This window comes from Candidatus Harpocratesius sp., assembly GCF_054039255.1.
The window spans coordinates 82,424-107,519 of record NZ_JBPLBG010000042.1 but is presented as its reverse complement, the minus strand read 5'-3'; the positions used below and the strand labels follow the sequence as shown (position 1 = coordinate 107,519).

Genomic DNA, 25,096 nt, shown 5'->3' with positions numbered 1-25,096 from the left:
TTGAAAAACAGGGCTATTTTAGGAGATAATTTGATTTTACAAATAAAATAAATTATGTCGGAGTAATTTTCAAATGAAATGCAATATAAAGATTAAAAAAATTAATTAACTTGTAAACTTAAGAATTTAATAAGAAATATGTTCTTTTATTTCTTAGCATGAGTAAAATATTAGCTAAAGAGAATTTTGAACATTTTTCTAATATATTTTTCGAATTAGAGCACTAATAATATTTATACTTCTTTACTACAATAAAAGACTCAAGAATAATAATGAAAATGCAAAATTGTATACCGATACTTTCATAGTTATGTGCGAATAAGTTTGTTATCCTATAATAACCAAGAATGCTAAATTTAGGAAAAAAATAAAATTATACTGCTTGAGATTAAGAGATTAAGAAATAATCGAAACCATAGTGCACTCTGCTCGTTGCACTTGTTCAAGACTCGCAATTGCATCTTCCAGAGGTTGGGTTCCACCTTCACGTTCTTTTAATAATATTCGAGCGATAATTTTTTTTGCACCAAATGCAATTGGTTCAATTTTGAATGTTTCGACCATTCCACCTGCTTTTTCAACAATAGGTTTTACCACATTATTCATTAAATCTTCCAAACCTTCAAAATCTTCTGGGATGATATCAAAAATACCTAATAAGGTCTTTGGGCCTTTCTTTTTCTTTTGTTCTGCCATTATTTTTCACCAAATATTTTATGGTCCTTCAAATCCACACTTAGGACATTTATAAGGTCGTGCAAAGCGGCGACATCTTTCACAACGCCACAAGAGTACATCTCCACAGTTTGGACATGCAAAATGCACTGCATTTTCATTGGGTTGGATCATTTTCCCACACGATGTGCATGATTCTTGATTATAACTCATTATTTATTAACCTCAAAAAGGCTACTTCTTGGGTATTTAAGGCAGAGATTCTAAATTAATTTTATGGTATAAAATGGAGAACTTAAAAAAAAAAAGATTGTTAATTTTATTAGTTAACTACGAAAATAAAATTGAATGTTAATTAACTTAGCATGAAATCCAAAGCATACTCCACATGTAATTGAGTTGTGTCAAAAATAGGAATAGAAACATCTTCTTGATGAATTAACAATGGGATTTCAGTACATCCAAGAATAATCCCTTCAGCACCTCTTTGATGCAAATTATTTATAATCCTTTGAAATTTTCGTCGAGATTCTAAGCGAATCTTTCCAAAGGCTAATTCTTCAAAAATAATTCTGTTTATTTCATCTATTTCTTGTTTTGAAGGAATCAGTGTTTCAATATAGTATTTTTCTAATAGTCGATCTTTCAGAAAATTTTCTTGCATTGATATTTTTGTTCCCAACAATCCTACAGTACTAATATTGAGTTCTTGTATTTTTTTTGCAGTTGCATCAATTATATGTAAAATAGGAATAGCAATTTGTAGTGAATCTTCCAAAAGGGGAATTATTTTATGAATTGTATTGGAACAGATAAGTAACGCCTTAACTCCCATTGATTGTAATCCTATACTCATCTTGCTAATGATCAATGTAATTCTTTTCCAATTTTCGATCTCCATGAGCTTAAAGATCTCATCGAAATCTAATGAATATAAGATTAACTGGGCAGAATGATATCCTCCTAATTTTTTAGCAATCCCTTCATTTAGTAAACGATAATATTCTAAAGTGGATTCCCATGTCATTCCACCTAATAACCCAATAGTTTTCATATTGAATAAATATTGTTTAAATATGATAAAAATCCTATTAATGATTTTGATAAATTTCTTTGAACTCATACTTGAAATAAACTTTTCACACTAGTTCATTTCAGAATTAAAAGAAAAAATCAGTAAAGAATCATAGAAAGAACAAATAATTAGGGCGTTTTAAGATGAATTATATGATTTTTTAATCTTCTCTCTATTTTATTCATTCTCGATTGGTTGCAATATATTCAATTTCAGGAAAATATTTAACTGATATTACACCAGGAAATGTTTCAATTTTCTTAATAATTAGAAATAATCTTGCTACAGAACGAAATGCTGCATGAAAAATAATACCTACTTTTCCAAAAGTAATGTATACTTCCCTAATCTCCTTAAATATTCGAATATACTTAAGAAGTGGTTCAATTTTCGAATTTTTGATACGAATTTGAAACAAAATTAATTTATAATTAGCGCTTTCATGCAAATATCTAATAATAATTGAAACTATTAAAAAAATACTGGTGATAATTACATAATTAAACAAAATGGGTTCTTTCCAAATAAATACTCCTATATATAAGCCGATCAATGGTTGTAAAACGGTTAAAACACTGTTCCATGAATCAAACCCTAATTCGTGTCGAGGCCAGTTTCCTGAAGCAATAATTTGAAACAAATATGGAATCATTGTGCAAATTACTGCTATTGAAATAATATAGGGATTAATTAAAAATTGTAATAAATGTTTTAAATCATCAAATACGAATCGTCGAGCTTCTTCTCCTGCCAATGTTGTATAATCGACTAATCCTAAAATCAACATGGTTAAAACGAAAATTATTGAACCAAATAGATGAATTCCTAAAAGTTTATAAAATGAACGGAGTAACCCCAATTTTTTACGCAGTATTTTCGATATTTCTGAATTGATTAGTGATTGGGGTAATAATGGAACTCTATGAAGTGAATCTTGTCCTACATATACAGTATATAAAATAAAGGCAAGGGTTGTAATTATAAGGATGAGAAAGCCAAAGAAAGTAAGGGAAGCATTAGGTGCAGAATCATAACTAAGTGTAATCGAAATAATACCTGCAGTGAGAAGAAATAGATATACCAACTTAAATCCATCCATTTCTTCTGTTCTTCTTACCCAATTTAAAATGGCAATGAAGAGAATTGGAAGAGCGTTGACAATAATTGTGCTAAGAATAACACCAACCAGCTGAAAGCTTAAATAATAAAATGGAACAACTATTCCTACTATAAGAAAGCCTAAAAAAGATAAATAAAGAATTTGATATTTTCCTCGTAAAAAGAATTTATTCTTTCCTAAATAATAAGATTTCAAAGTGGATCGAATTAAATAACCGAATTTTGGAGGTGAATTCGGAGGAGAATTCGGAGGAGAATTTAGAGATGAATCTGAAAGTGAACTTGAGCGAAATATCCAATATATTCTAATCCAAAGAAAGATGATCATTGATAATTCGAAAATTGCTGAAATAATAAATCTGCTGAAACCGATTGTAAAAGGACTGGCTCCTGGAATAAATTTGATGAACAAAGGTCCTAATCCAATAGCAATATTCCCAATTATTAAAAACAGTAGAAAAATATTCATAATCAATGCTCCAAATGGAAGTTTTAAAGATAATTTATATTTTAGTGAATTAATGAAATTGTAATTATTTTTGATTTTTTGGTAAATTATTTCAGGGAGAATTTCTTAAGAACAACTTGTGTGTAGGTCTCTTGAATTCCGGGTAAATTATCAAGATGCTTGCTGTAGAGTTCGTAAATTCCCTCCGTATCTTCCACCTCTATTTCGATCATACCGTTATAATCTCCCGTAAGGCGATAGTATGCTTTAATTTGGGGAAGTTGTAGCAGATAATTCTGAACAGTATCTCGTTGATTTCGTTCTATTTGAAGAAAGCAGAAAGCGGTTAATTTTACCATAATTTTCACATCAAAAAAGGTATTATTTTCCAAAAAAATTTCTTACTTTGAGAACTTATTTTTTCTCTTTTGCTGATTTTGATGTTTATCAAGGAATTTTTTTAAATTGGCATCCAATTGATTTCTTTTTTCAGAATCATAAAAATCGGCTAATTCATCTTGGGCTTTTGGATAATACTGCATATTCAAGAGTTCTTCTTTTCGATCGCAAAATTCTTTAAGAAGTGTAATATTATCATATATAAATTCTGTACTAAGAGCATTTTTTTCCAATAATCTTAAAATTCTCATGAGCATATCTAAAAAATGATAAGAATAAGATATTGCGGCTTTATAAACTGCTTTTTTCTTTGGTTCGGCTGTATATTCTATTTTATTGTATTCTTTCAATAATTTATTAAGAATTTTATTATAATTACGGGTAAACGGAATTATTAATTCATGAAAACGATTTCGCGCTGGTGATTCATTTACCTTATCACAATGCTGGTAAATTGCAATTTCTTGCGAAATTTTCAATTCTAATTGATGCAGTTCTTCCAAAGAAGTATGTGATGAATTCAACGATAATAATATAGTAAAGAATTCATTCCTATATTAATTCGGCTTTTAAATTATTTGTATATATCGAATTTAGTAGGTGACAATTTTATTTCTATATTTGGAAATGATGGAGATATTACATAGGGTTATATGAATAAATAATAATTTTGTCCTATAGATCAGTAATAGATTTTAAGTATATTGGAAGTACATCGCTTTATCATAATATAATGATGTGAATAAGTATATGGTGATTGAAGAAAACTTAACTTCATTTGGAAAGAAAAAACAGTCAAATTTAGTCGGTTCGATCTATACTGAAATATCCCATCTAAAAAGGGAAGTAATCGAATTTTCCAATAAGGACTTTACAAGTTTTTTTCATAAATCACTTTCATTTCTAAAAAAAGAAATATTGGATATTTTTTTGAAGAATCCGCTTATTTTATCTAGAAATTCTGCATTGGAGAAATTTCTAAGGCAAGAAATTTATGTCTCTCGCAATCATGAAAACTATCTTGATCAAGCTGCAGAGATGGGGGCATTTTTTATTCTATCTAAGTTATTTACTTATGAATTAATAAGACAACAAGTTCGAAATTCGTATTCTATAAATCTTTCTCCAATCTTATCGCAGAATGAAGAAAAATGTCCAACTACATTTAAAGAAATGTCAAATAAAGAAATAAATAAAAAAATAGTAAATAGATATAAGAAAAAAAAAGATAATTCAAACGAATTCGGAAATAAATCTGGATTGAAGTGGCAAATTTTAAAAAGTTATCGTAAATTGACTGACATCTTTGAATTTGCACCTATTTTTAGTAATAATCCCTTTATTATCGCTCTTGATTTCTCAGAAAATTCATCTTCATTAGAATTATTATTAAAACATTTTATTTTCACCATTCAAAGTATAAATTTTAAACATTTAGCATTAGAATCATTCGGCTCTCTTTTTCAAGATCTAATTCCTGTTATGGATCGTAAATTACTTGGTCAAATTTACACTCCTTCTGAAATTGCGGAATTCATGGCTCATCTTGCTATTCAAAATCCAAAACAAACTGTGTTAGATCCTGCCTGTGGTTGTGGTAGTTTATTGATTCAAAGTTATCGTCGTTTAGTTTCACTAAATCAATATTATCAGAGCAATAATTCAGATTCATTTTCAACAACAACTTCTAACTTACTTTATAATCTACCTTATTCTATACACGAAAAAGTCTTACATCAATTGTGGGGTATTGAGATTAATGTCTTTCCAGCATATATTTCTATGTTATCGCTTTCATTTCTTAATTTATCTATGATTACTGATTTTGTTGGAGTTTTTCTTGAAGATTTTCTTCAATTAGGACCTTTGAAAACTTATATGGTGAAATCAAAAAATTTACAAACTGGTGCGACAATTTCACGTATTCTTCCCGCATTTTTTGATGTAATTATTGCAAATCCCCCATATATTAAGCAAGAAAAGATACCTCGAAAAAAAATCATGATGAAGCAGTTACCTGAATTTGCAACCCAAAGAATTCAGCATAATTTAATAAAATCAAATCTTGACTCAAAAAAGAATGTAAAGAGGCTTAAATTAGAGTTATCTGGAAAAACAGATTATTATGGCTTCTTTTTATGGTATAGTGCATATTTTCTCAAAGAAGGAGGGCGTTTATGTTTCATTATTCCAAATAAATGGATGGATGTGAAATATGGAGAAAAAATTAAAAACTTTCTCTTGGAGAATTTTCAGATTCGGGCAATTATTAGCTTTGATCAAAATATTTTTACCGCCGCACAAGTTTCAACTGTAATTCTCGTTGCAGATCGATGTTCATCTCAAAAACAGCGCGAAACAACTATTGTACAATTTATTCGATTACAAAATAAAAATGCAATTCCATCTGTCTTGAAATTGGTTAACTCTACGAAAGATGATAAAGATTTCAATCAAATAAAGAAATTAGCTCAAGAAAATTCAAATTTATATTTTTTTGATAATACCATACAGGGAATTTCGAGAACTGCTGTTTTACAGAAATCGCTTCTACCAGTTGAAAAGTGGTCCATGAAATATCTGTATCAAAGTCATTTTTCACAGATTCTCTTGAATCGAAAATTAATCTCCTTAGATAACGGTATTTTTTGCAGAGTTGTGGGTGGAATTAAAACAGGTGCGAATGATTTTTTCTTCCCATCCAAAGATATCTTGAACCACTTTAGAATTCCTTCTGAATTTTTGAAACCTGGAATTCGTTCTGGTCGCAATTTACCTTCAACTTTTCTTATTCAAGAATCTATTAACCCATTTATTTCCATTCCTCCTGAGATCGAAGTTAATGACGAATCTAGGATTAGTGAATATATTCGATTTGGGCAAGATATTTGTCATTATCCTGATCGTCCTTCACTTCATTGGAAACCTTGGTATTCTATACCAGAAACGCAGCAAGATTCTCCTGATATTTTATTTCTTCGACATATTGATAAGAGTTTTCGGGCTTATTGGAATAAAATTGGCGCGATAGTAGCTGATGGAATACGAGGGATTCAAGTATTAAATGATGAATGGTTGATCTTCCTTTTAGGTGTTTGTAATTCTACATTTTTTTATTGGCAAGCTCACATGTTAGGTCGTTGGGAAGGTCAAGGCGACTTGCAGTTATTAGTTTATGAATTACGCCGATTTCTCGTTCCTAACATGGGAGAAATTACAATTGATCAGAAAAATCAAGTAATTCAAGCAATGAAAAATATTTTACAAAATTCTCCCCAGATTGATCAAGTAACTGAGCAGCAGCAAGAAATATTAGATCGTGCCGTATTAAATTGTTTGAATTTAGAAGCTGAATATTCTTTACTAATTAAGGAAACGCAAATGATGGAACAGAAAAGATTATCAAAAGGACTTTAAAATCACTTCATTATTAATATATTATTCAAAAAGTATATCTATAGAAGGAATGCATTAAAAAGCATGGAACTTACAGAATTTGTTGATGATAATAAAGAAAAAAGAACTCAAAATTCTGTACTTATTGAAAAGAGAATTAAAAATAGAAAATTCAAAAAAATTGTTGGTAATCCTCATCCCTTCCTTAAATGGGCAGGAGGGAAAAGGCAATTAATAGAACAATATGATGAATTCATTCCTAATGATATTGAAGAATATATTGAACCTTTCGTTGGTGGAGGTGCAATGTTTTTCTATTTGCTCCCAGATTTTGCGATTTTAATTGATAATAACCCTGTTTTAATAAATTCCTACAAAATCATCAAGAATAATGTGAATGAACTACTAAAACTATTAGAAAAGCATGAAAATAACTCTGAATATTATTATAAGATAAGAAGCTTAGATAGACATCCTGATTTTGATAAATTATCAGATATAGAAAAAGCATCCAGGACAATTTATTTAAATCGTTGTTGTTATAATGGATTATATAGAGTTAATAAAAAAGGGCAATTTAATGTACCATTTGGTCGATATAAAAATCCTATTTTTTGTGATAAGGAAAATTTACTCGCTGTTCACCAATCTCTGCAAAATGTCGAATTAATTTGTGATTCTTTTGAAAAGGTAACAGAATTTGCCACAGAAAACTCTTTTATTTATATGGATCCTCCCTATGTTCCCATTTCTGATACTGCAAGTTTTACTAGTTATACTAAAGAAGATTTTGGAAAAGAACAGCAAATTAAATTGAAAAAAGTATTTGAAACTTTGGATAAAAAAGGGAGTAAGGTAATGCTAAGTAATTCTTATTGTGAGTTCATTTTAGATTTATATGAAAAATATGAAATTAAAATTGTATATGCAACCAGAGCAATAAACAGCAATGCTAACAAACGTGGAAAAATAAAAGAAATATTGATTTTAAATTACTAAACGATAAAAAGCTCAGGATATATCTGAAGTTAATTCATTCTACTCATATTTTTGTCAATTTCAAAGTAATTCAAAGTAACCGTACTTTAGTTAGACGATTTTTCAATTATTTTCATTTTTTTTTTTTAATGCTTCTATGAAATGTGAGAAAATAAATTCCTATTTTTGCTTTTCTTAAAAAAATAGATACTTTTCCTTATTATCTGCTCTTTCTTAAGATAGAAATTTGGTAGTTATATCCTTTTTTTCACATATGAAATCTTGATAATTCAAGATTGTTTTAAAAAGAGTTTTGAAAAAATTTCTTATTATTAAATTCCAAAAGCTTTAAATACTCATTTTTACTTTAGATATTCAGAGATGACAACTTTAAGTTGTCTTGCAAAAAATATATAAAATTAAAATTAAATCAGGTGAGCAACATGACCGACAATAATGAAAACACAAAAATTCAATCCGAAACTGCTTCAAAAGATGAATTTAGACCCAAATATCGAATTACTCCAAAATACGGAGTTTATACAGAAGATGACAAAGTTATTCTCCAAATCGCAATTCCAGGGGTTAAAAAAGAGAATATTCATATGAAAGCTCTTAAAGATTACTTCACACTTCGTGCACAGCGTGATGAAAATACTGTATACATGCTAGATCTTGATTTTGGGGTCAAAATTGAACCCGAAAAAACGTCCTCACGTTATGAAGAGGGATTACTTCGACTTGAATTCAAGAGATTCAATCCTCTGGAACATGCATACAAAGTTCCAATTCAATAATCTTTTTTCTTATCATGTACCCATATAAATTCATAGAAATCTGAAATATAAAATACAAACAATCAATAGGTGAAGAAAAATGGCATTAGTAGAAAATGAAAAAAGTAAAGCAATGCAAAAATCTGAAAATAAAGAAGAAAAAGATGAAGTTTATTATCGTGTCTTTCCTGACATGAGACGTCGTATTAATTATGAAGACAAAACCATTTACATTGAAGTTTCCCTTCCTGGAGTAAAAAAGGAAGATATTACTCTTAAAGCACTGCCCACTTGGTTCCATCTGGTGGGAAAACGAGGCCATATGGAATATTCTGCTAATCAATCCTTTGGTGCAGAAATTGTACCTGAAAAAACCGAAGCAAAATATAATAATGGATTACTCCAAATCACAGCTCACATCCGAGACCCAATGGATGATGCGAAAGAAATCGCACTTTAATCCCTATTTTTTTATTTTAATTTATAGCAAAATGCTCAAAAAGTGAAATAATATAATATAAAGAACAAATAATGATAAAGGTGATAAAAAATGTCTATGGTGGAAAAAAAAGAAGAAATTGTAGATAAAAAGGAAGATATCAAAGAAAAGGAAGAGTCAAAAATCAAATATCGAATCCAACCCACACGTTATATTAACTATGATTGTGTCGATAATTCTTGGGAAATGGAATTTCATTTACCTGGTGTTGCCAAAGAAAATGTCAAGTTTAAGGTCTTGAAAGATGCATATTCTTTAGAAGCGATTCGAGATCAAGCCCTTTATCACACAAGTGAATACTTGCCATTTGAAATTGATTTGGATAGCGTAAAAGCGGAATACAATAACGGACTTTTATATGTTTCTGGAAAAATTAAAGATCCAATGGCAGATGCTGTTGAAATAAAGCTAGATTAAAAAATTATCTGAAATAGAGTATTTTTTTTCCTTTTTCATTTATTCTTTTGAATATTTATTTTTGGCTTGAAAAGATTGAAAAAATTGTACCTTTTCTCCGTAAAATTGAAAAATGATTTTAATTTCTACATTTTAGTTAAAAAATAGAACTTTTTAATCAGCTACAATAATGGAAAAATCTGTGATGAAATGCTATTTTCCGTCATTGCACAGAAAAACCAAGAAATTTCAAAAATTCTAAGGAGAATATATTCATGCAAAAGCGCCCTAAAATTCTATTAATTGGAACGGGTGGAACAATCACTGCTCAGAAGATAAATGGCGTATGGACTCCAGGAAAGTTTTCTGAAAGTGATTTGCTACTTTTTATTCCAGAGATTGAATCTTTGGCTCAAATTGATACTATAAATCTGTTTAACATAGACTCTGTATGTATGCAACCCAAATATTGGGTTAAAATTGCTCAAACAATTCAAAAAGAATATGATAATTATGATGGTTTTGTGATTAGTCATGGAACGGACACATTGCATTACACCGCCTCTGCTCTTTCCTTTTTAATCCAAAATCTCACGAAACCCATTATTTTAACAGGATCTATGGTTCCACCACATGTAATTGGAACTGATGCACGTCGAAATTTAATCGATGCAGTTAGGGTGGCTGCAGAATCGAAAATTCATGAAGTTGTAATTGTTTTCAATCGAAAAATTCTACGGGGCAATAGAACAAAGAAATTTAGAGAGGTTGAATTCGATGCATACCAATCTATTGGATTACAACCTATTGGAATAATTGAACAAGACATCCGTTATACAGGAGTTTCTTATTTTTCTCGATCATTATCTGATTATCCTAATTTTTTTGATAAAATGGAATTAGAAGTATGCATTCAAAAAATTACACCGGGATATAATCCCGAAATCATTGCAAAACTTCGAGAAATTGATTATAAGGGTATTGTGACAGAAGGGTTTGGTGCAGGCAATATTCCCATTAATGAAAATTCACTAATTAAAGAGATCGAAGCAGCTACAGAAGCAAAGATTCCAGTAATTGTTTGTTCACAGTGTGCTATTGGATTTTCTTGGATGGATTTATATGAGTCTGGAAAACGAGCTCTCCAAGCTGGAGCAATTCCTGGATATGATATGATTTCTGAAACAGCAATGGTTAAATTGATGTGGATTTTGGGGAATTTTCCCAATTTATCAATGCCAGAGATTCGCGCCAAGTTTTTAGAGGATGTTGCCGGCGAAATATCTATCATTAAATCTCCAAAAGAAAAACGGGCTTGGGAATATGCATTTTAATCAAAATAAATAAAAAAGAAATAAAATGATAAAAATAATGATTTTGATTTACATAGCACTACATTCGTAATTACTTATCGATATGCATCAAAACGAGGATTAGGATCGAGTTTTTTCATCATTTCTTGTAATCCTGGTTCAACGCCTTGCATAAACATATAACCTTTATTTGGTTCTCGAGTTGTAATTTCTCCTCGAAGATTAGTTGTCATAATCTTGCGAACTTCTTCGTAATTGCGAGTCTGACCTAAAGTCCAAATCATTTTTGCGTAAGCTGCAGAAGGTAACATATTTGCACCCTCAATCACACCTCGTGCTAGCATATCTCTACCTGTTTCATAAACACGTAAATTTGTAAAACCAAATAATGGTTCAACAACAATTACAACCGGAATTTCTTCTTCTTGGGCTCGTTCCAAAGCTTTAAACAAATAAGAACTAACATGTCCCAAACCTGTTCCAATGATAACCATTCCATGATATTTTTTGTCAATAACAGAATGTATCAAATCTTCATCCATGCCTGGGTAAAAATAGAGCATAGCAACGCGTTCATCGATTTTATCATTTAACCAAGTATCTTCAATATTTCCTCTTCGTTTTACGTCTTGCTTAAGCCAAGTTATATTTTGATTGGCATCGATGTAGCCTAGAGGAACGTCACTTAACGTGCGAAACGCGTCTCGTCTGCTAGAATGCATTTTTCGGACTCGCGTTCCTCGATGAATAAGGTTATAGGAGTCACTGGTGTTTCCATGCATAGAGACGACTACTTCGGCTAGATCCGCATGACCTGCAATAGTACTTGCATCAATAATATTCAATGGCCCATCACTGGAAGGTCTATCGCTACTTCGTTGAGATCCAACACAAACAATTGGGCGGGCTAAATCTTGAAACATGAAAGATAGTGCTGAAGCTGTAAAAGCCATTGTATCTGTTCCATGCCCGATAATGACTCCATCGGCACCGTTCTCAAATTCTTTCATAATTTCACGAGCAGTTTTAACCCAATATTCTGGTTTGAAATTTTCACTTAAGATTCCATAAATTTTTCGAGGTGTAAGATTACAAATATCCATTAATTCAGGAACGGCTGAAAATAATTCTTCTGGAGTGAATGCTGGCAGAACTGCACCAGTTCGATAATCCAACCGACTTGCAACTGTTCCTCCTGTCCCAAGAAGCGTTACATTGGGTAAATCTGGTTTAAATTTAACTTTTACTTCTGGTAATTTGTATTCTCCCTTCCGAAAGCCTAATTCTTCAATAGTACAATCATTAGTAATCTTTACTCCTACATTGTAGCCAGTATCGACTTTGATTACCAAGTAATCTTCTGAAGTGTGTTCACTTCGTGGTAGGATTACTCCTTCATAAACCGCATTACCGCGCGAAACCTTAACAACACTCCATACTCCAATCCCTTCTCGTAGTAATCTTTCTCGAAGTTTTCCTCGATAACCAGTAGGTTCTTTTTGTATTAAAATATCTTTTTTACTTTGCATTGGTTCTGTCATTTAATTCACACTCCTCTACTTATTTTTCGATAAACAAAGTCTGCTACTTGTTTTCCAGGTATTGCATGATTTAATTTTCTCATAATCAAACCAGTTATCTGATTACATTGATAACGTAATTCTTCATCACCTTTATTTACTGATTCTCTTTTTTCATTTCCCAATTTTGTATCTTTAACTTTATATTTTTTCGATTTTCGCTTAAATGCATTAAAAGCTTCAAGTGCATACGCATATTCTTGTTCTAATTGTCGTTCTAACTGATTCTTCTCGATTTTTTTTGTTCCAAAAATCTCGAGAATCTGATTAAGTGAAAATGTGGGGTGTTTGATTGTGGAAACTACTAAATCATGTAAAAGTGCCCAATCAAAGCGCTCATTTTGGGCTAATTTTAATAATTCTGTAATTTTTTCATCTGTAATTTTTGCAACATCTATTCCACTTCTTTTTAAGCCTAAAAGAGTTTCTTCTAAAAAGTGATAGATTCTTTTAGGTGATATGTGATGAATTTTCACCAAACGTTCGAATATTTCTATTCGTTCATGGCGGATTAAATCTGATAACTGGTTAAAAGTGATTCCATCTTTTCCTCCATATTCTTTTTCATATTCCCAAGGACGTTTTCTAACTTTTGATGCCAATTTTTCAATTGCATCCATGTCCATATCAAGAACTGGAGTATCTGTATCTGGATATAATCTTTCTTTTCCGTGTATGACTCGAAGAAATTCAGAATTTCCGTTAGGAAGTGCTTTTCGTGTTTCTTGTGGTACTCCATTAAAAGCCATTTTAATGCGTTCAATTACTTTTTTCAAGGCATGAATTGTCCATTTTTGAGAACCCAAGGCAATGACATATGCATCCTCAGAATTACACCCAAGAGTTTGCGAAATTTCATTATGTAATGATTCTGTAACTCGTTGTTTAAAGTAATTATCTTGCGAAATGAATTTTGTTTCAATCTGATCAGAGTGAAAGAGGTGTTTAATGGGCACTCCACTAATTAGTGATGCTTTTTCTAAGACATCTTGGCCAAAATCCTTTCCAGGTTGTTCTTCTCTACCTAAAATGCCATGAAGTTTAGGTAATCTAATTCCCATAATAATTGTCTTCTCAGGTATATCTGAAAAAAGATGGCTAATATCTAAATATGTATGTTCAAAATCTTCTTTTCGAAGTCCTCTTTGCTTTAATTCTTGAGCAATTTTAATGAGTGTATCTTGACGGCAAATTTCATAACGACATAATTTATCAAAATTATCTAAATCTTGAACACCTTTTAATTCTACTCGGTCTCCTCCTTTAATACTGATATTTACATCTTGTCTGGCAGAACCAATTCCCCTTCGTCCAATACCGCTTAATCGCAAGATTAAACCTATAGTTTTTGCAGTTTTAACAAGCTCTTCAGGGGTAGAAACATCTAAATAATCAGTAATCACTTCAACTAATGGGATTCCTAATCGATCAAGGTTATAATATACAGTTCGTCCATTATTTTTAGTTCTGATTTTTCGAGCACTATCTTCCTCAACAGTTAAATTTGTGATTTTAATCTTTTTTCCGTCAACCATTACCCATCCATCTCGAGCTACAATGGTTGTTCTTTGGAATCCAGTAGTAATACTTCCATCTAGATACTGCTTCCGTGCAAAGATTATTTCATCTACCAAAGCTTGACAATTCAACCAATGGGCTAATTCATAACCACTCATTAAAGCTTCTTCATCCGGGTGCATCGGTGGTTGCTCATCTTGTTCATAAATACAATCACATTTCTCAAAAGCATGATAAATGACTCGATAACCTTTTTCATATTCGATTAACATTCCGGGGTCAAAATCGCCCATTTCACCTAATACTGGTCTAAAATAGCGTTCAAATCGATAATCTGGTGGAGTGCTGTTTGAAACCATGATTGGAGGGCAATGGCAAAAAAGTTTTCGTCGGGCATTAATTTGGTGATGAATTTCGAGTCCGGCATGAAAACCAATTTTAGCAAAATCAATTTTTGTTGGATCAAGCATAACTGCTCACAATGAACCACGATAAGGTAATATTTGTGTTAAGATCGGAACCTTTTTGAAGTCGTGGTTTTCAAGGGATAGTGGTGAGATGAAATGAAAAGAATGGGAAAAGAAGGGGAAAAGAATTATAAAATATGAAATCTGATTAAAGTGCTTGGAAATTCTTGAATTGAATTTCGATCAGTTGATTGACTTTTTCTTCAATTTTTTTTGTATCAAAATTTGACGTATTTAATTGAGCTTTATTTTCTATATAGAAAGTTGTTGCAATCTCTCGTATAGACTTAATTTTAAATTCTCCCTTTATATAAAACACAAAATAGATTGATTTTTCTGCAAAAAAAAGATCTTTCGCAATTACAACCATATACGTTAAATCTTCTCCCGAACCAAAAGTAATAGTGGCAATATCTTGCTTGAAAAGCTTTCTTCCCAGACTTCCAACTGCTGATACCATTCCACTTAGCAGAACTGCATTAATTTCAACAAAACCTGCAAATGAACGAGTATAAAAGGGAAATCCTTGTGAATCACAAATTTGTAGGCACAAAATCATGATGTTTCTATGGAATTAAAAGAATGACAAATTCATTAATATTTCTGTGATTTGTGATATTATTGATAGATGATATATTAACTATAAAAATTATCCAAACCTTATGGTAATATGGGAAAAAGCATTGATTATAACGCGGTTGGGTTAAAATGTGGTATTGAAATCCACCAACAGCTCGATTCTGCTACAAAACTCTTCTGTGCTTGTCCAAATCAACTTCAAGGTACTCGCGAACCCGATTTTCGAATTTTACGAAAGCAACGACCTGTTTTAGGGGAAGAAGGAAAATTCGATGAAGGTATGTTATCTGAATTTCTTAAGGGGGGTTCGGTCATTTATGAAGGTTATTATGATTGTACGTGTACCTATGAATTGGATGAGACTCCTCCTTTTGCTTGTGATGAAGAATGTATTGATATTGCGCTTGAGATTTGCGCTTTATTTAAAATGAATATTGTGCGTGAAATGCATGTTTGTCGGAAAAATTATGTTGATGGGAGTGTTCCTGCTGGATTTCAGAGAACTATGGAAATAGGTCATGATGGTAATCTGGATCTAAAAAACGGAAAAAAAATTGGAATTGAAAACATCTTTCTTGAAGAAGATGCTGCAAGACGAATAAAAACACAAGGAAAGACTTCTTATTTTCGTGTTGATAGATTAGGTGTTCCTTTAGTGGAAATTACAACTACTCCTGATATACATGATCCAGAAGAGGCGAAAGAGACCGCTTATCGAATTGGATTATTGCTGAGATCCACGAATAAGGTCAAACGAATTATTGGATCGACACGCCAAGACATTAATGTTTCAATTGCAGGTGGAGAACGAATTGAGATTAAAGGAGTGCAAAAATTGGATTGGATCCCAGAGTTAATTCACAATGAAGTAATTCGGCAGCAAAAATTAATTGAGATTAAGAATATCCTCAATCAAAAACCAATTTCACCAGATGATATTAGACGAGAACCTATTGATTTATCGAAAATCTTCCAAAAAACAGAATGTAGATTTGTAAAAGCTGGAATCAAACGAAAAGAAAAATTCATTGGTATGAAAATTCCTGGATTTCATGGTATTTTTGGAACAGATGTACATCCTAATCGAAGATTTGGGACAGAAGTTGCAGATAAAGTCAAAGTAATTGCAGGTTTAAAAGGATTAATTCATTCTGATGAAAATTTACATGAGAAATATCATTTTTCAGCAGAAGAAATCGCTCAAACTCGGCAAAAATTGAATATTCAAAAAGATGATCTTTTTATTTTATTACTGGCTTCCGGACAGGCATTAGAAACTGCTTTAGATGTAATCATCGAGAGGTGTAAACAGGCATTCATTGGTGTGCCTGAAGAAACGCGACAAGCTAAAGAAGATGGAACTCATGTATTTTTGCGAGAATTGGGTGGTGAAAAGCGATTATATCCTGATACCGACACACCTCCTATATTGCTTTCAGAAATTCGTATAAAAAATATAAAAGAAAACATAGGTCCATATCCTTGGGATATTATTGATGAATATGCGAAAAATTATAATCTCGATCCTTCTCTGATTGAAGATCTGATTATGGATGGAAAAATGTCTCAATTTAATGAGCTTATCGCAAAATATCCTGAAAATCCTATGTTAGTCATTCGGACAATTACTGATATGGTTAAAGTTCTGCATAGGGAAGAAAAAAATATAAATGCGCTCAAATCTTCGCATTTTGATGAATTATTCGCTGGTTTAAAGCAAGGAATTATTGCTAAAGAGGCAATGTTAGGTGTCTTACGAATTTGGACCGATTTTCCAGAAATTTCTCTTAAACAAGCAAAGAAAAAAATGGGAATAAAAACTGCAGATTTAACTAAGTTAGATGGTATTATTGATGAGCTAGTTCAAAAAAATATGGAACTTATTAAGACAAGAGGCCGAGGAGCAATTGGCCCTTTAATGGGTGATTTAATGAAGATTATTGGGAGAGGTGCTGTTGATGGTAAGATTCTATCGTCTAAATTGGCTCAAGCTATTGGTAAATTGATTTCCCAAGGAAACCCTACATCAGCAAATGAGAAAACAAAAAAGAAACAAAAAACAAAAAAACCTACAAAAAAAACTTCTCAATCCCCAAAAAATAACCCAAAGAAAACCACAAAAACAATTAAAGGTGAAAAATAATGGTTGAAGAACAAGATATGAAAGATTACAGTGGATATAAACCCCGTTCTGTTGCAATTATGAAAAAATTTGGTGTGAAATTATGGAACAAAATCGAAATATTGACTCCCAAAGGGGCGGTTCAAGGTGTTGTCCTCCCCCGTAATAAATTTGCACCAGATGGATTTGTGGAGATTAAGCTTAAAAATGGTTATAATATTGGGGTTCCTCTGGATAAAAATACTAAAATTAAGGTTATTGGTGAAGTTCCTCCCATGGAAGTTTCATTTGATCAACATATTCAACCAAAAAATAAAAATCTTCCAACTGTATGCCTTTTAGGTACAGGAGGAACAATTGCTTCTCGATTGGATTACACAACAGGAGCAGTTATTCCAGCGTTTGAACCTGGGGAATTATTTACAGCTGTCCCAGAACTGGCAAAAATTAGCAATATTGAAACTGAAGTTGTTTATCAACTCCTTTCTGAAAATCTTACACCCCAGAATTGGCTTGAATTAGCGAAAAAAATAGTAGAATTAGCGAAAACTAATATTGATGGTATTGTTATTGCCCATGGAACAGATACACTAAGTTATACTTCTGCCGCTCTTTCTTTTCTTTTGAAAAATGTCTCAATTCCAGTAGTTTTGGTTGGTTCTCAACGATCAAGTGATCGGCCATCTTCTGATGCTGCTTTAAATTTAATTCATGCAGTTTCTTTTGCCAGTAAAGCAAATATTGGAGAAGTTGTTGTCTGTATGATGGGTTCCTCAGCACACGATTATGGATTCATTCATCGAGGTACAAGAGTGAGAAAAATGCATTCTTCTGCAAGACACACCTTTAGATCTATTGGAATTACACCTTTAGGTATGATCCGGGATGATGAAATTAAATACTTTTCGACAGAAATCAAGCCAAGAGATTCAAAAAATCGTAAAAAAATGGAATGTTGGTCATCAATTGAAGAAAAAGTGGCTCTTATTTATTCCTATCCTGGAATGAAGGGTGATATTCTTGATTTTTACTTGAATTCAGGATATAAAGGCATAGTATTTGCTGGTTCAGGGCTTGGACACTTACCCAAGACCATGTATCCTGCTTTAAAACGAGCATATGATGCAAAAATTCCGATATTAATGACTGTTCAAACACTTTGGGGATATACAGGGATGGATGTCTATGAAAGTGGCCGAGAATTGCAAGATTTAGGTGTTATTCCTGGAAAGAATATGCTTCCTGAAGTAGCGTTTACAAAAATGTGTTGGGCATTGGGTAATTTCAACGAATATGAAAAGATTAAAGAAATATTAACAACCAACATTGCTGGTGAAATTACATCAGGAGAATCAATGAATGGTTTTCAAATTTTTCAAGGCGTAGAACACACAATTTCACCCAAAGAATAAATCTACCGTTTTTTCTACTTTTTATCACTTTCATAGTGATTATATTTTATATTTTTAAAACAAGAGAAAAAAATTAGAAAAATAACCAGATTTCAGAATATATTATCATTAAGGAGTATTTCGATTCATTACTCTGGGATAGGCAATAGTATCGCGAATGTGATCCAATTTTCCTATCCAACGCAAGAGTCTTTCTATTCCTAATCCAAATCCAGAATGTGGAACACTCCCAAATCGTCGTAAATCTAAATACCATTCATAATCTTCAATTTTAGAACCATCTCGTTTTAGATTGAAAATTATATTGTCAATATCGTCTTCTCTTTGGCTTGAACCAATTATTTCTCCATATCCTTCTGGTGCTAATAAATCATTACACTCTGCGTATTTTCCATCTAAAGTTTTCATATAAAAGGCTTTGATGTCTCGTGGGAAATGGGTAACATGAATTGGACTGGATAAATCTTCTGTAAGTGCTCTTTCATGATGAGTTCCAAAGTCTTCTCCCCATTCAATTTCAACTCCTTTCTTTTGGATTCGTTCTACTGCTTCATCATAGCGAATTCGTTCAAAAGGTGCTTTAATCTCCAGTAATTCATTTGGATCTCTGCCCAATTGCTGTAAATCATAAGGTACTTCTTTAGCTGCATGATGAATCATTGCAGTAACTAGTCCATCTTCAAATTTGATAATACCATCTAAATCAACAAAAGCAGCTTCTGCTTCTAAATGCCAGTATTCTGCTAAATGTCTGGTAGTTCGAGATTTTTCCGCCCGAAAACTCGGTGTTAAAGAGTAAACCCTTTTATGTGCAAAGATAAGTGTTTCTAAGTATAATTGGGCACTTTGCGAGAGATAAGCAGGTTTTCCAAAGTATTTTATCTCAAAGAGAGTGCTCCCACCTTCACATGAACTTCCAGTAATTATTGGTGGAAACATTTCCCAATATCCTTGTTCTTTGAAATATGCTCTCGCTCCTTCTATTAATGCTGCTTTTACACGAAAACTACTGGTCAGTTTTTGACTTCGAATCCAAAGATGTCTGTGATCAAGTAAAAAAGCTTCACTTTGATCCTTTGATATTGGAAATGGTTCTGCTTGATGGATTATAATAAATTCATTCATTTGCATTTCATATCCATTTGGTGCGCGATCATCAGATTTAATTATTCCATCAACAATTATTGATGATTCATAACGAATACTACAAATTTCTTCGAATTTCTTTTCATCAAAATTGGAACTCTTAGCAGTGCACTGTAAAATTCCTGTTCCATCTCGAATAACAATGAATGCAATTTTCTTACTGTTTCTTTGGCGGTAAACCCATCCTCGAATTTTTACTTGTTTTCCATCAAATTTTGGGGAAAGAATCTCTTCAATTCGATAATATTTAGGTTCCATAGTTCGATCAAAATTTAAAATTAAGGTTTATAATTAACATTTTCGAGATTTGTGTTAAACATGATTCAGAAATGCCATAAAATCTATCCAACAGCGTTTGTCATTTTTAAATCATCTGTATAATATCTTACTAACCAAGGAATTTTGAATGCTTATGAAACCAATTCGATTTTTCATCCAAGTTAAATTTACGTTTAGCTGCAATCATTGTGAATCAGAGTAATTCTTCAGAATCTTACAGTGATAATAAAAATATAAATTATCATTTTCATATTATTATGTGAAATGAAAAGCACCTAAGTGATAAAATCGAGAAGAAATTTCTTTGAATGAATAATGATTTTTGTAATAAATTCATGATGTCTTGATGTATCATAGTTAATTAAGAAAATGTGAACTCCGCTCATCTCCCCATTTAAAGATTAGTAATTACTTAATTTCTATAGAAATAATCAATCACGGGAGTGATTTCATGAAACAGAGAAATGTAAAAATTTATCGCATCGCAAAAGATTTTATGGAAAAGACCTTAGGACTCGAACGAGAAATGGAAGATTTTAAGCGATCCATCCACCGAACACTGTATTAATTCTAATCATTCATAAATACTTCTTTTTTTCTCATTCTTTTTTTACTTTATTGCTTTTTTTTTATCTTCTCTCCAAAGATTAATATAATTAAATTACTTTTTTATCTAGAAGGATTTCTATCTTAATTTTACCGACAAGGATGTCAATTTTGGCATAATTCCTTCATAATCAATTGCTAAATAAATAAAGTTTGGATTATTTATGCACATAGCACTCTATACTGGAATGTTTAAACGAAATAAAGATGGTGTTGCAAGATGTCTGCATAAATTAGTAAAGACATTTGCTAATCACGGTCATCATGTTTTCATTGCTTCACCAGTTCTTTCATATATTGAGCATCCAAATTTATCGTTTTATAAGATAAAATCAAAACCGTTATTTTTTTATCCAGATTATCATATTTCTCTTTTTGATTTTAAGTATATTCAATCAATCTTAGAATATAAACCGGATATTATTCAAATTTCAACTCCAGATTTGATCGGATTGATGCTTTTCTTTTTTGCACGAAGATACCGAATTCCTGTTGTTTTTATTCATCATTCTGATATTGTGCGAGTTTTCAATTATTTTGGTCTTGGATTTTTGCATTATATTATTAATTCTGTTCTTCCCTTAATTTACAATAAAGCGATCATCACATTTTGCCCGACAAAGTTTTATAAACGTGAATTACAACAATTAGGAGTAAAAAGGCTTGGGATTTGGTCACGGGGTGTAGATCATACAATTTTTAATTCAGTTCACCGAGATGAGAAACTTCGAAAGAAATGGGGTGCTCCAGAAAAGAAAATCATTTTATATGCAGGTCGACTTGTATGGAATAAACGCCTTGATATTTTGATTAAAGTATATCAAAAATTTCAAAAACAAAATAAAATTGATACACAATTTGTTCTAGTTGGAGAAGGCCCTATTTTAAGTACGTTAGTAAAAAAGATGCCTACTGCAATTTTTACTGGATTTCTTGAAGGAAAAGAATTAGGTGCAACTATTTCCAGCGGAGATCTATTTCTTTTTCCTTCTGATACAGATACATTTGGACAAGTGGTACAAGAGGCACTTTCATGTGGTTTACCGGCAATTGTTTCAAATGTAGGGGGATGTCAAGAAATTGTAAATACATCAAGTGCAGGTATGGTTATTTCTAATAACGATGTGAATGCTTACTACCAAGCTTGTTATAAAATATTAAACGATTCTCAGCTTTACAAAAAAATGCGTCAAAATGGAATTGAATTCACTCGTCACAGGGACTGGGATTCTATTAATTTATCTCTTTTGAAAAAGTATGAAAAAATTGTTTCATTTTGGCGGCATAAGAAAGCATATAAACGGTATCAGCGTTTGGGTGATTCATATCGGATTAATATTTTTGCTGAAATTCAGCGTTTGTTAAAAAGATATGGTATTATTCAAGATATATATTAGTATAAAAGAAAAAATAATCAAATATTCATAATTTGTAAAAAATTTACTCTTTTTTATATAATTTCATAATCTTTCCACATTTTTCACAAATGTAATCGGATTCTGTGAGTTCCTTTTTTCGCAGTGTTCTTTTATATCCACATTTTGCAGTACATTTCAAGTAGTATTTTTTTCTTGTTTGAGTAACTGTAGATGATGGTTCTTTTTTGGTAGTTTTTTTTTTTGTTAATTTTTGCTTTAATTTTGTTGATTTTTTTGATATTTTCTTCGATTTAGATGTCTTTTTATCATGTTTACTCGATTTTGACTTTACTTTAACACCAAAATTATCTAGGCTCATGAATTCACTTCCATTTTACTTAACAATAATAGATATGAAGGAAATCATTTAAAAAAGTGGTTGCTTGTTATATTTTTAAGAGTATTAAAATATATTATATGGTTATTTCCATTTTTTAACTAAAGGTTAAAAGTTGAAAAAAGTGATTTAGAGATTAAGATTTAGGTGAATTATTATTTTCTTCTCTTCAACTGCTTTTCTCACCGTTTTCTTCCTGATTCTCTTCATGATTACTGTCTTGACTCGTTTTTTCTTTTTTTGATTCTTGCTGCTGATTATATTTTTGAAATAATTTCTCTTTTATTCCGAGAATTATTGCCAGTTGTTGTTCTTTATCGCGCTCTTCTCGACTTTTTTCTAATTCTATTTTTTCAATTTTTGATAATTTTTCTCTCTCTTTTTGAATTTTTTTCTCAAGTGCTCTCTTTGCTGTTTCTAAAGCCATTAATGATTGCTTATGCTTTATTTCTGCCTTATATTCTTGTCTTTCTGCCTTCCATTCTGCGCGTTCTAACCGTTTTAACGCTTTTTCTCTTTTAAGTCTTGCCTTTTCTCGTAGTTTTTGTGCTCTACGATCTTTAAATTCTGTCTTTTTAAGTTGATATATTGTTATTGGTGTTTTTCTTCCTTTTAATTCGCTGTGTTCTGCAATTACGTCCTCTACTTCTTGAATAGGCTTCTTTTTGGCGCGTTCTTCTGCAGTCAAGCTGTCTTTTTCTCTGAATTCATTTGGACGGTATTTTATTGCAGGCGTTCCCATATAAACCCATCCTGATTCTAACTCTTGGCTAAAAGATGTACTTGATAAGGCACCTAAAATAGTATTATCACCTATTAAAGTTCCTGGACTTATTACTGAATGTGCCCCAATTAAGCAATCTTTTCCTATTTTTACTTTTTTAATAATCAATAACTCAGTAGTTATCATTGAAGTCATGATTATTGATCCTTGACCAATGATAGTTCCATGTCCTATTTCGAGAAATTCTGAATCAATCCAAGCATCATAAGTTGGTGTTGATAACGCGACTCTATCCCCAAACATTTTTAATGCAATAGAATCGGCCCATGGAACAGGAAAGTTGTGACAAACCCAAATTGGAAACTTTTTAACAACTGCTCTAAGACTCCAAAATCGATAATCTTTGTTTTTCCTTGTTCTTTCAAAATATCCTTCACGAGGGCGGTGAAATAGGAATATAATTTTTAGAAATAGCCAAGCCCACCAAATTGATGAAAAAACTAAAAGAAAATATCCAAAAAACAAATAGAGTGGTAAAAGTACTAAAAAAAAATAAAGAGATATTTCAAAAACTGATAACAATTTAAAAATTATGAAAATTTCAGGAAATATTGATATCCAAATAAGTAAAATATAGATGAATATATCTCGATTAACTACAAGTGTATTGGTTGTTGTTGGTCCTGCTTTCAGACTAGTCGGAATTGAACTGGACATATTATTGTTCTCCCTCAGAAATATGATTAAATGAATTTATTTCTTTTTTATATCGTTTCTTCATTTCTTTATTTCTAAATACTAACATTTTAATCTCTTCTGGAATTTGAAACATTTTTATATATCTTTTCAATGATATTTTACCTACTGGCAATCCAAAGTATTTACTAAAACCTCTAACTTTTCTAAATTTGACCACACCAGACATTGGGAGGAATTCTGTATATGGTTCTAATTCTGTTCCTGGAGGAATCGCATTAAATGCCCCAACAACGGCGTGTTCATCTATTTTCACTTTTTTTAATGTAATTGCCCCATATTTTCCTTCAACCAAATGACTACTTACGATAGCACCTTGAGCAATATATGCGTAATCACCCATTTCTAAAAATTCTTGAGTATAAAATTGATCTTCAATCACGCATTTTTTTCCAATTCTATTTGTTCCTACAAAATTAAAAGCCCAAGGCATTAGCCATGGATAGGCAGATTTCGAGATTTCCCATTTTAGAATTCTTAAAATCAGTCCACGAAAATGATAATAGTTGATTGCTCGTGCTTCTTTTTTCCCAATACCTTTGGCTGCCACTAATTCTTTTTGAGGTGAGCGCCAATTACAAAATTTTAATAACCAACGACTAAAAAGAATTACAAAAAGTAAACGAAGGAAAAAAAAGATCATTATTAATAAAGGTGTGATAAGCCAAATTATGAGAAGTGTGATATCTTCAAATATTAATGATAAATTGAGCAGTAAAGGAAGATTTGGAATAATAATATTTTTAAAATAAAAAAATAATCCTATTGAAGGAATAAGCCATGAATAAGCCCAAATAAAAATAATCGTGGGAAAATATCTTTCATATTGAATCCGAGCTCTTGGAATCTGTTGTGAATTATGCTCTTCAAATTCAGTCCTTGCCTTTATTTGATTTATAGTACAAGAATCAAAATTTTTTTTTTCATTCATTCGTTCAACAATTTTATCATGATTTGATTACATAAAAACCAAACTTTGATAGATTTTTTTGATTATTTCTGATCAGTAAAAAAAAATATGATTTTATTATTTCTTTCAAGCTTTAATACTTTAAAACTAAGAAAAAATTAGAATGAA

At 31.3% G+C, this 25,096-nt stretch carries 22 protein-coding genes; 9 read left to right on the top strand and 13 right to left on the bottom strand.

Annotated elements, in window-relative coordinates; translation table 11 throughout:
* Nucleotides 1–396: 396 nt before the first annotated feature.
* From ACXLDF_RS10260 to ACXLDF_RS10235, 6 genes are all read right to left on the bottom strand, one after another.
* Entirely contained in the window at nt 397–696 is a 300-nt protein-coding gene (locus tag ACXLDF_RS10260) for a hypothetical protein (RefSeq protein ID WP_457558432.1), read from the bottom strand.
* Nucleotides 697–714: 18 nt separating this feature from the next.
* Nucleotides 715–888, bottom strand: coding sequence for a zinc finger domain-containing protein (locus ACXLDF_RS10255; protein WP_457558431.1), 174 nt, complete (start codon nt 886–888; stop codon nt 715–717).
* A 142-nt stretch (nt 889–1,030) separates the two neighbouring features.
* Nucleotides 1,031–1,729 (bottom strand): aspartate/glutamate racemase family protein, encoded by a 699-nt coding sequence (locus tag ACXLDF_RS10250; protein ID WP_457558430.1) that lies wholly within the window; start codon nt 1,727–1,729, stop codon nt 1,031–1,033.
* 202 nt (nt 1,730–1,931) lie between these two features.
* Entirely contained in the window at nt 1,932–3,338 is a 1,407-nt protein-coding gene (locus ACXLDF_RS10245) for a hypothetical protein (protein WP_457558429.1), read from the bottom strand.
* An 86-nt stretch (nt 3,339–3,424) separates the two neighbouring features.
* Nucleotides 3,425–3,676 carry an Lrp/AsnC family transcriptional regulator gene (locus tag ACXLDF_RS10240; protein ID WP_457558428.1) on the bottom strand — a complete coding sequence of 84 codons (252 nt, stop codon included), beginning with the start codon at nt 3,674–3,676 and terminating at the stop codon, nt 3,425–3,427.
* A gap of 42 nt (nt 3,677–3,718) precedes the next feature.
* Nucleotides 3,719–4,240: a hypothetical protein gene (locus ACXLDF_RS10235; protein WP_457558427.1), complete on the bottom strand. Its 522-nt coding sequence runs from the start codon at nt 4,238–4,240 to the stop codon at nt 3,719–3,721.
* A 226-nt stretch (nt 4,241–4,466) separates the two neighbouring features.
* On the opposite strand from ACXLDF_RS10235, the gene ACXLDF_RS10230 reads away from it, so the two are divergent.
* The 6 genes from ACXLDF_RS10230 (at nt 4,467) to ACXLDF_RS10205 (ending at nt 11,095) form a co-directional block, all read left to right on the top strand.
* Nucleotides 4,467–7,133 carry an HsdM family class I SAM-dependent methyltransferase gene (locus ACXLDF_RS10230; protein WP_457558426.1) on the top strand — a complete coding sequence of 889 codons (2,667 nt, stop codon included), beginning with the start codon at nt 4,467–4,469 and terminating at the stop codon, nt 7,131–7,133.
* Between the two features lie 63 nt (nt 7,134–7,196).
* Nucleotides 7,197–8,111, top strand: coding sequence for a DNA adenine methylase (locus ACXLDF_RS10225; RefSeq protein WP_457558425.1), 915 nt, complete (start codon nt 7,197–7,199; stop codon nt 8,109–8,111).
* Between the two features lie 422 nt (nt 8,112–8,533).
* The gene (locus ACXLDF_RS10220) at nt 8,534–8,887 is read left to right on the top strand and encodes an Hsp20/alpha crystallin family protein (RefSeq protein ID WP_457558424.1); all 354 of its coding nucleotides are present in this window, start codon (nt 8,534–8,536) and stop codon (nt 8,885–8,887) included.
* Between the two features lie 79 nt (nt 8,888–8,966).
* The gene (locus ACXLDF_RS10215) at nt 8,967–9,326 is read left to right on the top strand and encodes an Hsp20/alpha crystallin family protein (RefSeq protein WP_457558423.1); all 360 of its coding nucleotides are present in this window, start codon (nt 8,967–8,969) and stop codon (nt 9,324–9,326) included.
* 96 nt (nt 9,327–9,422) lie between these two features.
* Nucleotides 9,423–9,782, top strand: a complete 360-nt coding sequence (locus ACXLDF_RS10210; protein ID WP_457558422.1) for an Hsp20/alpha crystallin family protein — start codon at nt 9,423–9,425, stop codon at nt 9,780–9,782.
* 254 nt (nt 9,783–10,036) lie between these two features.
* A complete protein-coding gene (locus ACXLDF_RS10205) occupies nt 10,037–11,095 on the top strand; it encodes an asparaginase (RefSeq protein WP_457558421.1) in 1,059 nt (352 codons plus the stop codon).
* 74 nt (nt 11,096–11,169) lie between these two features.
* Here the strand turns inward: ACXLDF_RS10205 and gatD (ACXLDF_RS10200) are convergent, their stop codons facing one another.
* The 3 genes from gatD (ACXLDF_RS10200) to ACXLDF_RS10190 form a co-directional block, all read right to left on the bottom strand.
* Nucleotides 11,170–12,615 carry a Glu-tRNA(Gln) amidotransferase subunit GatD gene (gatD, locus tag ACXLDF_RS10200; protein ID WP_457558420.1) on the bottom strand — a complete coding sequence of 482 codons (1,446 nt, stop codon included), beginning with the start codon at nt 12,613–12,615 and terminating at the stop codon, nt 11,170–11,172.
* A 5-nt stretch (nt 12,616–12,620) separates the two neighbouring features.
* Nucleotides 12,621–14,642 carry a Glu-tRNA(Gln) amidotransferase subunit GatE gene (gene gatE / locus ACXLDF_RS10195; protein ID WP_457558419.1) on the bottom strand — a complete coding sequence of 674 codons (2,022 nt, stop codon included), beginning with the start codon at nt 14,640–14,642 and terminating at the stop codon, nt 12,621–12,623.
* Nucleotides 14,643–14,787: 145 nt separating this feature from the next.
* Nucleotides 14,788–15,192: a hypothetical protein gene (locus ACXLDF_RS10190; RefSeq protein ID WP_457558418.1), complete on the bottom strand. Its 405-nt coding sequence runs from the start codon at nt 15,190–15,192 to the stop codon at nt 14,788–14,790.
* Between the two features lie 117 nt (nt 15,193–15,309).
* Here ACXLDF_RS10190 and gatE (ACXLDF_RS10185) point away from each other — a divergent pair, with 117 nt between their 5' ends.
* On the top strand, nt 15,310–17,361 hold the full coding sequence (gene gatE, locus ACXLDF_RS10185; RefSeq protein WP_457558417.1) for a Glu-tRNA(Gln) amidotransferase subunit GatE: 2,052 nt from the start codon (nt 15,310–15,312) through the stop codon (nt 17,359–17,361).
* Nucleotides 17,361–18,752: a Glu-tRNA(Gln) amidotransferase subunit GatD gene (gene gatD, locus ACXLDF_RS10180; RefSeq protein WP_457558416.1), complete on the top strand. Its 1,392-nt coding sequence runs from the start codon at nt 17,361–17,363 to the stop codon at nt 18,750–18,752. The genes gatE (ACXLDF_RS10185) and gatD (ACXLDF_RS10180) overlap by 1 nt, the downstream gene beginning before the upstream one ends.
* A gap of 108 nt (nt 18,753–18,860) precedes the next feature.
* On the opposite strand, the gene asnS is transcribed toward gatD (ACXLDF_RS10180), so the two are convergent.
* Nucleotides 18,861–20,156 (bottom strand): asparagine--tRNA ligase, encoded by a 1,296-nt coding sequence (gene asnS / locus ACXLDF_RS10175; protein WP_457558415.1) that lies wholly within the window; start codon nt 20,154–20,156, stop codon nt 18,861–18,863.
* An 815-nt stretch (nt 20,157–20,971) separates the two neighbouring features.
* Here asnS and ACXLDF_RS10170 point away from each other — a divergent pair.
* Complete coding sequence (locus ACXLDF_RS10170; protein ID WP_457558414.1) at nt 20,972–22,180, top strand: glycosyltransferase family 4 protein; 1,209 nt, start codon at nt 20,972–20,974, stop codon at nt 22,178–22,180.
* 43 nt (nt 22,181–22,223) lie between these two features.
* Here ACXLDF_RS10170 and ACXLDF_RS10165 read toward each other — a convergent pair whose 3' ends face one another.
* From ACXLDF_RS10165 to ACXLDF_RS10155, 3 genes are all read right to left on the bottom strand, one after another.
* Nucleotides 22,224–22,520 (bottom strand): hypothetical protein, encoded by a 297-nt coding sequence (locus ACXLDF_RS10165; protein WP_457558413.1) that lies wholly within the window; start codon nt 22,518–22,520, stop codon nt 22,224–22,226.
* Between the two features lie 187 nt (nt 22,521–22,707).
* Complete coding sequence (locus ACXLDF_RS10160; protein WP_457558412.1) at nt 22,708–23,979, bottom strand: acyltransferase; 1,272 nt, start codon at nt 23,977–23,979, stop codon at nt 22,708–22,710.
* A gap of 1 nt (nt 23,980) precedes the next feature.
* Complete coding sequence (locus ACXLDF_RS10155) at nt 23,981–24,949, bottom strand: hypothetical protein (RefSeq protein ID WP_457558411.1); 969 nt, start codon at nt 24,947–24,949, stop codon at nt 23,981–23,983.
* Nucleotides 24,950–25,096 lie beyond the last annotated feature (147 nt).